We start from the raw sequence: 15,188 nt of genomic DNA on the forward strand, positions 1-15,188 counted from the left end.
AGCATCCATCAATATTGTCAGTAATTTTCAACTCGTTTAAAAAGGGAAATAAAAAAAGTTGTGACTAAAAGCAATCACAACTTTTTTTATGTGAATTTATAAACTTTTCTAACCTATTCTTCACTTCATATGGTTTTAACGTCGGTCGGCCTAGCTTTTCTTTTGATCCTTTTGCTATTTTCATATATATAAATGTTAATCTTTGATCCTCTTTCCACTGTTTGATAGCGGATTTTAGCTGATCCATAGTGTGGATATAGCGTGCAAAAGGATAACCACTAGATGCAGCAATATCTACAAAATTTGTATTATGAGAGACGGTCTTTTGTCCCCCTGTTGAATCATGTGAATTATTATCAAGCAATATATGAAGCATATTGGAAGGTTGATAATACCCGTTTGTGGCTAAGCTTCCCATTCTCATTAGTAAAGACCCGTCACCATCAATCACTACACAATTTAAATCTTTTCTAGACAAAGCTAAACCTAAGCCAAGAGAACTGATACAACCCATTGACCCCACCATATATAAATTATGATCGGCATCCTCTATTTCAAATAACTCACGACCTGTTTTCCCTGTTGTAGCTAATTGAACCGTATTTTCATCTTTTAACGTGTTAATGACAGATAGAACGTCATAGCGAGTTGGCATTTCATCAGCGGAAGGTTCATCTTCTTTTTTACGAATAAGACTAGTTCGTGATTCTTGTGCTTTTAGTGCTTCACTTTGGAACGTACCTTTTTTGACAACAAAAAAGAATGATTGATCCTTTTTGATCCATTCGTCTGCTTCCTCTAATTGTTGTTTGGCCTTCACAATATCTTTTGATAAATATCCCCATTTAATTTCCATCAATTCTAAAAGGTCTGTCGTAATTTTTCCTGTCAATTCATGTTGGGGTTCATCAGATATTCCTGGCTCTCCTCGGAGACTCACAAAACCAAGTAGAGGAATTTTAAACGGAGCATTCAGTGAGACTAATGGGGATACAGCATTCATTAAACCTGAATTCTGCATTAAGACAACTGATTTTTTCCCACCAATCTTGCTTCCAGATGATATGGCGATGGCGTCGCCTTCATTGGCTGCGTGAATATAGTTACAATCATTTATAGCGTAATTGATTAAGCTTTTTAAAAATGAACAAGGTACACCACTAAAAAAGTCATATCCTAGTTCTTTTAACTTCTCCCCAAACTCCACTGTGTTTAACATGATGTATCACCTTGTTTATCTCCTCCCTCTGTTGATTCTTTACTTGCCCTTTGTGGGAGATATTTTTTTTCTGCCTCTAAAAGCTCATCTGCTCCTTGAAGCCTAAAAATTTCACTTACACTAGCAACTTGTTTTTCTATTGAGGTTAAATTTTGAATTCTATATATTTCCTCAGATGTTTTTTGCATTGCACTAATGGCAGCACGCACGTTATGGTTTGCCCAAATAGCTAAACTTATCCCTAGTTCTCTAAATCTTTCAGTAGGAATTTGATAATATTTTGTTGGTACAATGACGACAGGGTGTCTTCCTCCCCATTCTTTCATAAATAACTCTATTTCATTACTATCTGCTCTTTTGCTGTGCACGAGTATAGCATCAGCTCCAGCCTTTCGGTACGCCTCAGCTCGTTCTAAAACTGACTTTAATTCATGACCAGCAATAAATCCTTCGAGTCTTGCAACTACGTTAAAATCATCATCTGTTTGAGTATCTTTCATTGCTTTTATCTTTCCACTAAACTCCTCAATATCCGCAAGAGGCTGTGTGTCACCATTTATAAATGAGTTGGTTTTAGGGAACAATTTATCCTCTATACACACACCAGCTATTTGGCGTTGTTCTAACTTCTTAACTAACCTTCTTGCATTATTGAAGTTACCATAACCTGTATCTCCATCTAGCAAAATTGGTATGGATGTTCCATCGCTCATAAATTCCAAAACTTCTAACACTTGAGTCCAGGATGCTTCATTGTTATCTCTTACTCCCAAGCTAGCTGAAATCGATAACCCGCTAGCCCATATTCCACTAAATCCGGTTTCTTCAACTATTTTTGCTGATAAACCATTATGTGCTTCCATTAAGAACTCTAACTGCGGAGAGTTGAGCAAGGATCGAAGTTGCTTTGTTTTTTTCACTTTTAAACCTCCTTAATAGGCGCAATAGAATGAATGCAAAATGATTTACAATACATTTACATTATTCTATTAAGGAGCGATCAATTTGAAAGGTACAATGGCGCAATTCAAACTAAATTATTAATTATTTCCCACAACCCTTATATATGCCGTTTCCGTTTTAAGGAAATGAACATAAGTATTGTTGAGAAGGGAGTGAAATAAAGAAATGGCAACTTCTGATTCAATAATAATCGGAGTTCTTGTAACAAATCGAGTTATCAATAAATTAATGAAAGGCGACCATTCCATGAGAGGATATGACCGCCTTGTTCAACTATCAAAAGCTGCTAAAGTGGCTAATGTGACCCTTTATTTCTTTTCTGCAAAAAACGTTTACTTCTCAAAAGCTGTAAAAGGAATGATCATGGACGAACAAGGAGTTTGGGAAAAGAAGTTATTTCCATTGCCCGATGTATTATATGATCGTCTTGCTACGAGAGATACAAAAAGCTTATCAGAGCAAATAAGACGTGAGTTTGACCGAAAAGGAATAAAGAAAATTAATTCCATTTCCTATTTTAATAAGGGGGAAGTTTACACGAACCTTCTTAAAAATGAAAAATCGAATAAATATTTGCCAGAAACGAAATGGTTTAAAAATGAGAAAGAACTAATTACCTTCTTAGATCGTCATTCAAAGGTTTATTTAAAAGCTGCACGTGGCGGAAGAGGACGAAGTGTTTTATGTATAGAGAGTGTTGAATCCAATGGATATCAATATAAATATTTCAGGGATGATCGTTTATTTACAGGGAAAGCTTTAAATTTCAATGAGTTGTTCACATTTATCCAAAAATTTTTTAAAGACAGACCTTTCATTATGCAAAAAGGAATCAACTTATTAAAAGTCGATAATAGCAACATTGACTTTCGTGCTGAGTTACAAAGGAATGGAGAAGGCAAATTAGGAATTACCGGGATAACAGCTCGGACAGGAGTGAAGAACTCTCCTATTACTACTCATTCTTCTGCTTATACTCTCGAACAATTTTTGGAAACAGTATTATATTATCCACAAGAAGAAATATATTTAATTAAAGATCAATTCGAAACATTTTTATACGACATGTATCATGCGCTCGAAGAAGCATACGGTCCATTTGGAGAAATTGGAATTGATTTCGGTCTAGATACAAATGGCGATATTTGGTTCATTGAACCAAATGCAAAATCTGCAAAAGTTTCCTTATATAAAGCATATGACAAAGAAACGTACTTTAAAGCATTCTTAAACCCAATTGAGTATGCTAAATTTCTTATGAAATCAGTTCGTAATAATTAAAGTATTGTTATAAAGAACCTGCTTATTTAGGTTCTTTATATTTTATATTAATTTCATTAATAACAAATTTCTCTTTAACAAAAAATACTTCACTTGTTACAGAAAATACCTATGTCAATTTAAATCACATAAAACTAAATTACCAATACTTTCACAATTGCCAGTTAATGTCATAAGCTAAAGAGGGTGGCGTAGCATGAATAGGGTAGGTCAAGATACATCCTATATAAAACCCATTGTAGGCGTACTAACTTCGCGGAGTATTGTAAGCAAATTAATGCGGCAAGAACTTCATATAAAATATACTCACATGGCAAGAGCGAACAAGGTTGCAAGAATAACCCTTTATTTTTTTTCGCCACGAGATATAAATTACGTTATCAAAACCATTTCTGGAATATATTTTGATTATCAAGATAAAATTTGGAAACAAAAAAGCTTTCCTTTTCCAGATGTGGTGTATAACCGTGGTTATAGGGGCTCGTTAAACGTAACAAAGGCAATCAATACGTTTCAGGCAAACGGAGTTCAGTTAATTAATACACTTTCTGGATTTAATAAGTGGGATGTTTATCGATCCCTTGTTAAGAAAAAAAAATTGCAGCCATTTTTACCTTCTACTCGTTTTTTTGAGAAAGCTCATAATATAACAACAAAAGATATTGAAACACTCTTAAAAAAAGGAACGAAACTATATATTAAAGCTACAAGAGGATCCCGTGGCAGAAAAGTTGTAAGTATTGAAAAAAAACAAAATGGCTATGAATGTTCTTTTTTTATTGGTAAACTCACAATCATTCAAGTTAATAATAAGACTAAAATCATAGACATTCTAAAAGAATTTTTTGGAGAATCAAATATTATTGTTCAAGATGCAATTGATCTAGTAAAGATAGATAACCAAATTGTTGACTTACGAGCTGAAGTACAGCGAAATGGAAAAGGAGAAATAGAAGTGACAGCTATTCCGGTTCGAATTGGTCAAAAGTTCTCCCCTATTTCTACTCATGGTAACAGTTTTACATTTAACGATTTTTTTAAAGTCATCCTTTCCTATTCAGAAGAAGATGTTAATCTGTTGCATAACAAAATTGAGGACGTATTGATACAATTATATACTTCTATTGAAGAAGAATATGGTCCATTCGGCGAAATTGGAATTGATATTGGTTTAGATAAAAAAGGAGAATTATGGTTTATAGAGTGTAATGCATTCTCCGCTAAAAAATCATTTATAAAAGCATACGATGAGAAAACCATTACACGATCTTTTTTAAACCTACTGGAGTATGCGAAGTTTATGTATTACAAAGGGAATTAAACTGTTCTATTTATAGCATATCTTTTTATCTATTAGTTGTAATCACCATACAACTACTAATTATGGAGAGGGGTAAAATTGTGATATGAAACCAAAGTACATTGCTAATATTGAAAAAATAGGCAATTTAACAGAAGAAGAAAAGATTGCCTTAAAAAAAGTAACTGATAAGTATGTATTTAGAATAAATGACTATTATTTAAATCTTATCGACTGGTCGGATCCTAATGATCCAATAAAAAAATTAGTTATCCCATCAGAAAATGAGCTAGAGGAATACGGGCGTTGGGATGCTTCAGATGAGGACACAAACTATGTTGTTAAAGGTTGTCAGCATAAATATAAAACAACAGCCTTATTAATTTGCTCAGAAGTTTGTGGTGCCTATTGCAGATATTGTTTTAGAAAGCGTTTATTTAGATCAGATGTAAAAGAAGCGATGTCAGATGTAAGTGAAGGAATTGAATATATTTCCAAAACCCCCGAAATTAATAATGTATTGCTTACAGGTGGTGATCCATTAGTCTTAGCTACGAAAAAGCTTAGATTAATTATCGAACAGCTAAGAGCTATAGATCACGTAAAAATCATTAGATTGGGGTCAAAAATTCCTGTTTTTAATCCAATGAGAATATACGAAGATGAAAGCCTACTTGAGTTAATTAAAGAATACTCCACTGAAGAACGACGAATCTATATTATGGCTCACATAAACCACCCTAGAGAAATAACTGAAGAAGCACGAAAATGTTTTAAAGCATTACACGACGCAGGAGCAATTATCGTAAATCAAACCCCTGTCTTAAAAGGCATTAATGATGACCCGGTTGTATTAGGAGAATTATTAGATAAATTATCGTGGGCAGGAGTAACTCCTTACTACTTTTTTATTAATCGTCCAGTGGCTGGGAACCGTTCCTTTGTTCTAACTCTAAAAGAAGCATATGATATTGTAGAAGAAGCTAAGGCAAGAACTTCAGGATTAGGCAAACGTGTTAGACTTTCCATGAGTCATACTTCTGGTAAAATTGAAATATTAGCAATTGAAGATGGAAAAGCGTATTTGAAATATCATCAATCAAGAGATAATGAATATGGGAAATTCATGGTCTTAGATTGTCCAGACGATGCCAGCTGGTTCGATGATTTACCTAATAATGATCAGTACTGGAAAAAACCAAACAAGAAAGTCTCAAACGTCATTTCTGTTAATGAAATGCCAGATATGCCTACAACAAAACAAAAAAGCAAAAGAATTACGGATAAAAATAATTAAACTTTTTAACATCTAGTGTAGTTCCCTTCACTAGATGTTTTTATCTATAATTCAAAGTAATTTATTATTGATAGCTTTTTACAAATGGCTATTTAACCGAAAAAAAAAACGAACCAAAAAGCTCGTTTTACTGGAGTGCAGTACACGCATAATTTGTTACCCTCTTCTGTGGAAAAGTAAATGAATATTTGAGCGATTTTATTTGCTGCCATTAGTTCCCTGATTTTAAATATCATTTCCTGACTTTTTTCATCTTTTTATATACGAACTTTGCTTAAAAAACCGATTATTGGTGAATTGGAAAGTTCTATGGATTACTCCCCTTTCTTATACCTCATAATCCGTTCATATTGTGTTTGATCTTTTAGCTTTTTGAAGTGGGCAACCATAGGAGAGCGATTCGCCTCGATAATCCAAATGTGATTCGAGTTATCTATTCCAATATCAAAACCAAAAACCCTGTGGTCCGGCATAGACTGAGTTAATACTTCAGCTGCATGGATCGTAACTTGGTTAATCTTTTTTATAATTCTTCTTTTTGTCCTTTTATTGATAGATAACTTTTGCATTGCTTCTTCTACAGACAAAATAGTTCCATTACTTCTTTCATTATTCGTCACGATATAGCCACTCCCAGCCACTTTGACTGCTTTTCCAGTAACTTTCCATGGATCCTCTGTTGTTTTTCGTTGAACCATGACTCGTAAATCAATAGGACATGCATTGATTTCAGCAAGAGCGATTCGATATTGAATCATATACGGTTGATCCCCTATCTTTGTTAATAAATATTCATAGGTTTCATTTTTTCCCGTAATCAATGTTTTTTCTAATTCCGAATGAATTTCATACGCTTCGGAGTCTTTTGATGAAACTTTAATAATTCCCTTACCTCGCTGTCCTACAACTGGTTTTAGTATTACGTTTTTATATTTACTGAGCATATTCCATAAGCCTTTTTCAGAAAATCTTATTGTTTCAGGTAAATGCGGTATAAGTCTCTCAGACTCTTTTAATAACAAATATCTTACATACTTATTTTTCCCTATTAAATCAGCCATGATAACCACCTTTCGCTATTGATTCTGATATAGGTGACGATTCAAGTAAATTAAACAAATATTACTAGTGAAAATTACTTTTTGCAGTTTTTTAAACGAGTTAGCTCTCTTCTAAATATCCTATATTCTTAAGATAATTTTCTAATAGCCTCAAAAACTCTTTTATATCCTTATGGCAAATTTCTCCAATATTAGCAATTCTAAATGTATTGAACTTATTTAGCTTGCCTGGATAAATCGTGAAATTTTGCTGATAAAAATAATCGTGCATTTCTGTAAAATCATATTGACTACAATCCGGTTCGTAGATTGCTGTTATTAACCTCGAATGGTATTTTTTAGGAATCATAAAACGAAGACCTAATTTAGAAATTCCATTTATTAATGTATTCCAGGATTCTGAATACCTTTTATATCTTTCTTCGATGCCCTCTTGATTTAATTCAATAATAGCCTGCTGTAGTGCGTAAAGTGTCTGTACAGGGGGTGTGAATCGCAATTGACTAGTCTTCGTAAAATACTGATATTGATCATAAAGATTTAAATAATAATTCTTTGGAGGGATATCTTTAATTGATTCTAATGAAAGGTTATTCGCAATGACGAAAGAAACCCCAGCCATCCCTTGAATATTCTTATTTGAACTAGCCGCCAAAAAATGAATATTCATTTTATCCATATCAATGGGGATTGCAGCAAATGAACTCATTGCATCCACAATCATTTCAATGTTATACCTTTTACAGATAGATCCTATTGTTTCTATATCATTTAGCAACCCAGTCGTTGTCTCATGATGTACGACAGCAAGGTGGGTTACTTTTTGACTAGATTCACGGATAACTGTCTCTAGCGCATCTAAGTCTATTCCGTCATCTGAAGGGCTTTGGTATTCGAGAGAATTTAAACCGTAAACCTTTGCAATTTCACACATTCGCTTACCATATGCACCATTGTCGATAATCAAGACTGTATCGCCTGAATCTATAACCGAACTTAAAATGGATTCGACTGCAGCCGTTCCAGATCCACCAAATAGAATCGTCGAATACTGATGTTTATTAGTTACAATGTTGGTAAGTTCCTTACTAATAAATTTCATTACATTACCAAATTCAGCTTCACGTGGACAAATATCAGGAACTACTTGTGCCCATTTGACACTATCAGTTGTAGTTGCAGGACCCGGATTGAGCAATATATTACGCTTTACATGGTTCATAATATTTGTCACCTCAATATTAAAAATTAGAAGATTAATCGTTTGAATGCGTTGGTAAATGTCATAATGGATTAAATAAGTTGGGATTATATTGCAGAACTATATTACTATATGTAAGCATGAATAATTTGAATAGATATGTAACTAAAAAATGATAAATTCTCTAATTGTCTAAAACAAATCAGTTGATCAAACTGGAAGTATTCACATTTTTTATAAAAAAGGGATAAACATATTAATGTAGAAGTAGTAAGAAAATCGCAGGGTGAGGGGGAACACTGTTGATCGTTCGTGAAAAAGTAAATAGCTTTGTTTTGGTAAAGCAGCATGACCATGCAGTTATTTCTGGTCAACTAGTCGAAAATTGGAATGAGGACATTTTTCAGGGTGAAAATAAGAGAGAAGACGTTATATACAGTGTGTATCAGCATGATCGAGGATGGATTGCCTTAGATCATACACCGTTTTGGAATGATTTATATAAGAAGCCGTATTCGTTTATCGACTTTCCTCTTGTACCTAAATTAGTACACTATAAACATGGAATTGATGAAGTGGAACGAGAAAATTCATACGCGGCCTTGCTTTGTAGTCTCCATTTTTGTGCTTTATTAACTGCCAATGACGATGAATACCAGTGGTTTTTATCTCATGAAGAAGAAAGACAAGAAAATTTAAAAAATCAACTCAAAATCAACCCTGGATGCCACGAAGATTTACTAGCTTCTCATTTTAATTTGCTTCAATTTTGTGATCACCTGTCACTTTATTTATGTATGAATAAACCTGGACAACAGAAAAGTTACCGATTTAATAATTCAGACCTACTCCCATGTACAAATGGTAATAAAATCACTGCATGTTGGCTAAATACTAAACAACTCTCTATAACCCCATTCCCTTTTAAAGATGAGTTCGAAATTAAGATCAAATATAAAGAAATTATGAAACAGGATATTATTAAAGTAGGTCTAGCAAAAGCTTATGAAGAGGCGGTTTATCAGGAATATGCAGTAAGGATCATGAATAGTGAGAAATAACATATAAAATAATCCCCTGATTTATGTATGTTCAAGGGATTATTTTTTGATTAAAATCTCAGTTGTTGATCATTTGTTAAATGAATCTAGGCATGCTTTACATATACACGACTTATTCTTAAGTTCTTTAGGAACTAATTCAAAAATCTCATGTGGAAACCATTCTTTCGTACACCAACAAGAGTGATAGCCACAATGATTATTATTCTTACAGATCGGACACTTCTTGGAACAAGTAAATTCATCATTCACCACACACACCGACCTTTCAAGCCGTTTTTAAATACCTTCTGTGATTTGATAAAGATTATATGTTGAATTTTGAATATAATGTACAGAAAAAGAGACAGGAATAAGATCCTGTCTCAACTAAAACTCTTAATTATGAAAGTTCGTTCCATCTGTAGTAGCTTTGATAATCCCTGCACGGACCACAAAGTCACCAAAATGTTCGCCTTCCTCACGTTCTTTTGCATAACGAGGAAGAAGTACTTTTAATTCGTTTAAAATTTCTTCTTCTCCAATGTTTTCACGATACATTTTACTTAGGCGACTACCGTCAAACGCTGCCCCTAAATACATATTATATTTACCTGGTGCCTTCCCAATGAAGCCGATTTCGGCCAAAGTTGGACGAGCACAGCTGTTTGGACAGCCTGTCATACGTATCGTAATTTCTTTATCGTTCAGGCCGCTTTCATCAATAATTGCATCAACCTTATCAATTAATTCCGGCAAATAACGCTCTGCTTCTGCCATCGCTAACCCACATGTTGGAAGCGAAACACAGGCTAGTGAGCTACGGCGAATAGCAGAATAATGCTTTCCGTCTGTTAATCCGTATTCTTCAATTATTTCGCTAATCTTCTTCTTCTTTTGGCTTGATACATTGGCAATGACTAGGTTTTGATTTGCAGTTAGGCGGAAATCACCTTTATGAATTTTGGCAATTTCTCGTAAACCGGTCATTAATTTATAATCGTCAAGATCTGTGATTCGCCCACCTTGAACGAACAACGTAAAGTGCCACTTACCTTTAGACCCTTTCACCCAACCGTAACGATCACCATTATGGTCAAAGTGATATGGCTTTGCTTCTTCTAGCTTCCATCCGAGACGATTTTCTAATTCTTCTTTCACTGTATCAAGGCCAAGTCGATCAACCGTATATTTAAAACGAGCATTTTTCCGTTCAGAACGGTTACCATAGTCACGCTGGATCATAATGATTTTTTCAGCTACATCATATACTTGTTCAGGTTTACAGAAACCGATGACTTTAGCTAGCTGTGGATACGTTTCCTTATCACCATGTGACATTCCCATACCGCCACCAATGGTCACGTTAAAACCAACTAATTTATTATCTTCTACAATAGCAATGTAACCAAGATCCTGTGAGAAGATATCAACATCATTAGATGGTGGAACAGCTACACCAATTTTAAATTTACGTGGTAAATAAAGCGGTCCATACATTGGTTCTACTTCATCTACATCTGGTGTGCCAGCAACTTTTTCTTCATCAAGCCAAAGTTCATGATACGCTCTTGTACGAGGTAGTAAATCGTCACTTAATTGTTTGGACCATTTGAAAACTTCCTCATGAACCTCAGATTGATCAGGGTTTGGATTACACATAACGTTTCGGTTGACGTCGCCACAAGCGGCAATCGTATCTAGCATAGATGCATGGATTTCTTGAATTGTGTTCTTCATATTCCATTTTAAAATTCCGTGCATTTGAAATGCTTGACGTGTTGTTAGTTTTAACGTTCCATTGCCGTATTTTTGAGCAAGCTCATCCATAACTAACCATTGCTCCGGTGTTGAAACCCCGCCTGGAGTACGAACGCGTAACATAAATTGATATGCAGGTTCTAGCTTTTGTTTTTGTCTTTCATTTCGAAGATCACGGTCATCTTGCAAATAGCTTCCATGGAATTTCATTAGTCGATTGTCATCATCTGAAATTCCCGCACTGATTCGATCTAACATCGTTTCTGCAAGAGTACCACGTAAATAGTTGCTTTCCTCTTTGATGCGTTCGACATCACTTGGAGGACCGTCCGGCGCTTTTAATATTAATTTATTCACCATCTATCATAAACTCCTTCCAATACCTAAATCAGTATACATCACGCTGATAACGTTTTTGTTGCTGCATGTCAGAAAGATACTTTTCTGCATCCTCACGACTCATGCCGCCTTCTTTTTCAATAATTTCAATTAACGTGTTATGAACATCGTGCGCCATTTTTTTCTCATCACCACAAATATAGAAAGCAGCACCTTCTTGAAGCCATTCAAATAATTCCTTGCTATTTTCTAACATGCGATTTTGTACATACACTTTTTCATCTGTATCACGTGAGAAGGCAACATCCATTCTCGTTAATACTCCATCCTTTAACCAATTTTGCCATTCAGTTTGATACAAGAAATCTGTGACAAAATGCTGGTCACCAAAAAAGAGCCAAGACTTCCCTTCTGCACCTTTTTCTTCTCGTTCTTGTATAAACGAACGGAATGGGGCGATACCTGTGCCAGGTCCAACCATAATGATTGGGGTATCAGGATTTTCTGGCAACTTAAAGTTTTGGTTATGTTGAATGTAAACAGGAATTGTATCACCAGGCTGAAGTCGATCTGCACACAAGATTGAACATACACCATTTCTTTCTCTTCCATGTGCCTCATATCGAACAGCACCAATCGTTAAATGCACTTCTTCTTCATTTGCTGATAAACTACTAGCAATTGAATAAAGACGAGATGGTAGCTTTCTTAAAATTGAAATAAAATCTTGAGCTGATCCATCCCATGGTCCAAAATCGGAAACCAAATCAAGCATATCGCGACCATCAATATATTCTTTCACTTTCTCATCATTTGCTAAAAGTTCTTTTAAATCATTATTCTTGAGAAATGCAGATGCTTTTTCAAGAAGAGCTTTCGTTAAAACGGTAATCTCGAAATTTGTAGTAAGAGCCTCTTTTAGTGAGCGACTTTCGCCTTGTTTATTAATCTGTACCTCTTCAGTAGGGTTTAGATTTAATTCTTTAATAAGGCTGTCTACAAGAGTTGGATCATTTTCAGGGTAAACACCAAGACTATCACCAGGTTCAAATGTTAATCCAGATCCTTCTAACGATAATTCAAGGTGACGTGTCTCTTTATTCGATCCTCGTCCATTCAAGTTAATATTTTCAAGGACTTCTGCTCGGAATGGATTGGTTCTTGAATAGACCGTATCTGTTTCCTGAGCTACAGCTGTTGGTGAAACCACTTCAGTCCCTCCAGCTTGTGCTTGACTTAAACCTGCGATTACACCTTCTAACCATTCAGCTGCAGGCTCATCAAAATCAAGATCACAATCAACACGTTCATTAAGGCGCGTACCACCAAGCTCCTCTAACTTTTGGTCGAATTCTTTCCCTGTTTGACAGAAAAATTCATAAGAACTGTCACCAAGTGATAACACCGAATAGCGAAGGTTCTCTAACTTAGGGGCCCTTCTGCCGTGTAGGAACTCATGAAATGACAATGCATTATCTGGAGGATCCCCTTCTCCGTGAGTACTAACGACGATAAGCAAATTATGTAGCTTCTTTAAATTGTTCGGTTTGAAATCATTCATCGATGCGACAGTAACATCAAACCCACGTCCTTCAAGTGTTTTCCCTGCACTTTCTGCCAGCCCTTGAGCGTTTCCAGTTTGCGATCCATAAAGAATGGTTACTTCCTTAGAAATGGTTTGCTCTACAACGGGCGCTGCTGATGGTGCTGCTGTTGGCGCAACCAACTGCTGTTCTACCCCTGTAGTAGCAGCAACTGATTGACTGGCTGCAAGATATCCTGTCAACCATACTTTTTGAGATTCTGTTAATGTTGGCAGAAGACGGTTAAGGAGATCTGCCTGCTCCTGATTAAACGGACTATTCATTACCTGAAGTTGCAACAATACCCACCTCACAAATATATCTTAAAATTATAGATCATTTTAGAATGAATGACTCAATTCAACAAATTTCACTGTATAAAATGATTAGTTTTATCGTATCTGTATAATTCCTATAAGTCAAATTGGATTTTGTTATCTCAATCATTTAAAAAACTTATTGTAGAAAATTAAATAATTAATTGTTAATGTAGTTCCCCCTAATTATGATCTGTTATCTTTAATAGAAAATAGTATTGAAACGAGCAATCAAACAAGTCGGTTGTTCTCAATATTGAAATTTCATAGTATTATGATCTATAAAAGCAATCAAATTAAATCACTTTTTTTATCTATATAGACGACTCCTTGTTTGTCTATTTGAGCAAAGAAAACATCTTCAATTTTTGCAATATCATTCGCATGCAAAATTGTTCTTACCCATTTAATATCTTTCTCTAATAGCTCTAAGCTTTTCTTTAATATTTTCCCATCGATAATAAAAGCTTGTCCCACCCCTCTTGAAGGCTGAACATTAAACACATCTTTTTGCATCGCGGGTAAAAAGGCTGGTTTTTTCAATACAGACACAGTCCCATCCGTTTCTAATAATGCGGTATCCACTTCATCTATATGGAAAACATTCTTTTTACGTAAATTTGTTAATAGACTATCCATAGTAAGCATCGATTTTTTTAATCCTTCCTCTAGCACTTTTCCATCTTTTATCAAATAAGTTGGCTCATCCTCCAATAATTTTCTGCCCCTAAGGCTTTTGATCGCTATGACATTTGAAATAAAGGTATATAAGCAAAAAACAATTAATCCTGCCATACTTATTAAAATAGGAACATCCTTCATAATGATTCCACTCGCAACAATCGAACCGATGGTAATTCCTGCGACAAAGTCAAAGAATGTCATTTGGGAAATTAACTTTTTATTTAGAATCCTGCACAATATATACAAAATAATAAAAGCAATAGTTGTGCGAATGATCATTTCGGTAATGTACATAGAATCTCTCCTTAATTTTAATTAGTCTAACTAAAAAATCTCCCAAAAGAGAGTTGTTTATTCCATCCTCGTTTAAAATAAAATAAACGCCACTCCTTTGTCGCAGGGTGTGACGTCATTAATTAATTATTTATTGATCACAGATATACTCTACATATTGCCTGGCGAAATTGTCTGCTGCTTTTTCATGAGGAATGTTTCGATACCTTTTTTTCTCTTTATACGTATTCCCGTCTATCATGTTATCGATAAATCGCTCATAATGATACTCTCCTCGATCAAAGTAATCAAATAACCGCTCTTTCTTACTTTTTCCATTCCCACCAATAAGAGCATGGATATAGTGACCTACTTCGTGTAAAAGCACAAATGCAGCATATTCAAAACAGGTTGTACGATTTTTCTTCAAATCAATAATATATTCCTTATTTTGAAAACACTCCGTTACTGACATAATGTTAATATAAATAACGGGTTCAAAGGATCCTACATCATCAATGGCTAATTCTCCGGGAAAATTAATTGGCTCATCGGTAATATAGCAGGTTAGATCAGCTACGGCTTCTTTGAAGATAGAAGAATTTAACCATCGAATGGTTTCACATACTCCTTCTAATCCATGATGTGCATGTTTTTTAGAAATCTTAAATTGACTCTGTAAGTAATTTTCGCTCTCATAGATGAAATTCAAATATTTTTTGACTTTCATATTTGCACCTCCCATGACATCGTTTTTATAAAACCTCTGTTAAGGGAAAGGAAATCTTATTAATACTTATGATAAGAAATAGGATGAATGAACAACTTTTCAAAAACGCAAAACATACTAACATTAGTAGTACAAACGC

General features: G+C 34.7%; 13 protein-coding genes. 4 read left to right on the forward strand and 9 right to left on the reverse strand.

Annotated elements, in window-relative coordinates:
• Positions 1-64 precede the first annotated feature (64 nt).
• Both aepY and aepX read right to left on the reverse strand, forming a co-directional pair.
• Complete coding sequence (gene aepY / locus MF646_RS20290; protein WP_250098325.1) at positions 65-1,219, reverse strand: phosphonopyruvate decarboxylase; 1,155 nt, start codon at positions 1,217-1,219, stop codon at positions 65-67.
• Positions 1,213-2,139 (reverse strand): phosphoenolpyruvate mutase, encoded by a 927-nt coding sequence (gene aepX, locus MF646_RS20295; protein WP_250098326.1) that lies wholly within the window; start codon positions 2,137-2,139, stop codon positions 1,213-1,215. Before aepX ends, aepY begins: the two co-directional genes overlap by 7 nt.
• A gap of 208 nt (positions 2,140-2,347) precedes the next feature.
• Between aepX and MF646_RS20300 the strand changes: the two genes are divergently transcribed.
• The 3 genes from MF646_RS20300 to MF646_RS20310 all read left to right on the forward strand — a co-directional run bounded on the left by MF646_RS20300 (position 2,348) and on the right by MF646_RS20310 (position 6,060).
• Entirely contained in the window at positions 2,348-3,463 is a 1,116-nt protein-coding gene (locus tag MF646_RS20300) for a YheC/YheD family endospore coat-associated protein (RefSeq protein ID WP_250098327.1), read from the forward strand.
• A 196-nt stretch (positions 3,464-3,659) separates the two neighbouring features.
• Entirely contained in the window at positions 3,660-4,784 is a 1,125-nt protein-coding gene (locus MF646_RS20305; protein ID WP_250098328.1) for a YheC/YheD family endospore coat-associated protein, read from the forward strand.
• An 85-nt stretch (positions 4,785-4,869) separates the two neighbouring features.
• Positions 4,870-6,060, forward strand: a complete 1,191-nt coding sequence (locus MF646_RS20310; protein ID WP_250098329.1) for a KamA family radical SAM protein — start codon at positions 4,870-4,872, stop codon at positions 6,058-6,060.
• A gap of 314 nt (positions 6,061-6,374) precedes the next feature.
• Here MF646_RS20310 and MF646_RS20315 read toward each other — a convergent pair whose 3' ends face one another.
• Positions 6,375-7,121: a YheC/YheD family protein gene (locus tag MF646_RS20315; protein WP_250098330.1), complete on the reverse strand. Its 747-nt coding sequence runs from the start codon at positions 7,119-7,121 to the stop codon at positions 6,375-6,377.
• Between the two features lie 100 nt (positions 7,122-7,221).
• A complete protein-coding gene (locus tag MF646_RS20320) occupies positions 7,222-8,343 on the reverse strand; it encodes a 2-aminoethylphosphonate aminotransferase (RefSeq protein WP_250098331.1) in 1,122 nt (373 codons plus the stop codon).
• Positions 8,344-8,624: 281 nt separating this feature from the next.
• Here MF646_RS20320 and MF646_RS20325 point away from each other — a divergent pair, with 281 nt between their 5' ends.
• Entirely contained in the window at positions 8,625-9,383 is a 759-nt protein-coding gene (locus MF646_RS20325) for a DUF3891 family protein (RefSeq protein WP_250098332.1), read from the forward strand.
• A gap of 69 nt (positions 9,384-9,452) precedes the next feature.
• Here the strand turns inward: MF646_RS20325 and MF646_RS20330 are convergent, their stop codons facing one another.
• The 5 genes from MF646_RS20330 to MF646_RS20350 form a co-directional block, all read right to left on the reverse strand.
• On the reverse strand, positions 9,453-9,644 hold the full coding sequence (locus MF646_RS20330; RefSeq protein WP_338035520.1) for a cysteine-rich CWC family protein: 192 nt from the start codon (positions 9,642-9,644) through the stop codon (positions 9,453-9,455).
• Positions 9,645-9,761: 117 nt separating this feature from the next.
• Positions 9,762-11,483 carry an assimilatory sulfite reductase (NADPH) hemoprotein subunit gene (gene cysI / locus MF646_RS20335; RefSeq protein WP_250098334.1) on the reverse strand — a complete coding sequence of 574 codons (1,722 nt, stop codon included), beginning with the start codon at positions 11,481-11,483 and terminating at the stop codon, positions 9,762-9,764.
• Positions 11,484-11,511: 28 nt separating this feature from the next.
• Entirely contained in the window at positions 11,512-13,344 is a 1,833-nt protein-coding gene (locus MF646_RS20340) for an assimilatory sulfite reductase (NADPH) flavoprotein subunit (protein ID WP_250098335.1), read from the reverse strand.
• A gap of 309 nt (positions 13,345-13,653) precedes the next feature.
• Positions 13,654-14,340 carry a DUF421 domain-containing protein gene (locus MF646_RS20345; RefSeq protein ID WP_250098336.1) on the reverse strand — a complete coding sequence of 229 codons (687 nt, stop codon included), beginning with the start codon at positions 14,338-14,340 and terminating at the stop codon, positions 13,654-13,656.
• A 130-nt stretch (positions 14,341-14,470) separates the two neighbouring features.
• Positions 14,471-15,049 (reverse strand): hypothetical protein, encoded by a 579-nt coding sequence (locus MF646_RS20350; protein ID WP_250098337.1) that lies wholly within the window; start codon positions 15,047-15,049, stop codon positions 14,471-14,473.
• Between the last annotated feature and the right edge of the window lie 139 nt (positions 15,050-15,188).

The organism is Halalkalibacter alkaliphilus (assembly GCF_023555415.1).
GTDB classification, from domain to species: Bacteria; Bacillota; Bacilli; order Bacillales; family Bacillaceae_D; genus Halalkalibacter; species Halalkalibacter alkaliphilus.

What these genes read in the sequence shown, in the direction of transcription:
- aepY (WP_250098325.1), bottom strand. Translation starts at nt 1,219, where the DNA reads ATGTTAAACACAGTGGAGTTTGGGGAGAAGTTAAAAGAACTAGGATAT.
- MF646_RS20300 (WP_250098327.1), top strand. Translation starts at nt 2,348, where the DNA reads ATGGCAACTTCTGATTCAATAATAATCGGAGTTCTTGTAACAAATCGA.
- MF646_RS20305 (WP_250098328.1), top strand. Translation starts at nt 3,660, where the DNA reads ATGAATAGGGTAGGTCAAGATACATCCTATATAAAACCCATTGTAGGC.
- MF646_RS20310 (WP_250098329.1), top strand. Translation starts at nt 4,870, where the DNA reads ATGAAACCAAAGTACATTGCTAATATTGAAAAAATAGGCAATTTAACA.
- MF646_RS20315 (WP_250098330.1), bottom strand. Translation starts at nt 7,121, where the DNA reads ATGGCTGATTTAATAGGGAAAAATAAGTATGTAAGATATTTGTTATTA.
- MF646_RS20320 (WP_250098331.1), bottom strand. Translation starts at nt 8,343, where the DNA reads ATGAACCATGTAAAGCGTAATATATTGCTCAATCCGGGTCCTGCAACT.
- cysI (WP_250098334.1), bottom strand. Translation starts at nt 11,483, where the DNA reads ATGGTGAATAAATTAATATTAAAAGCGCCGGACGGTCCTCCAAGTGAT.
- MF646_RS20345 (WP_250098336.1), bottom strand. Translation starts at nt 14,340, where the DNA reads ATGTACATTACCGAAATGATCATTCGCACAACTATTGCTTTTATTATT.
- MF646_RS20350 (WP_250098337.1), bottom strand. Translation starts at nt 15,049, where the DNA reads ATGAAAGTCAAAAAATATTTGAATTTCATCTATGAGAGCGAAAATTAC.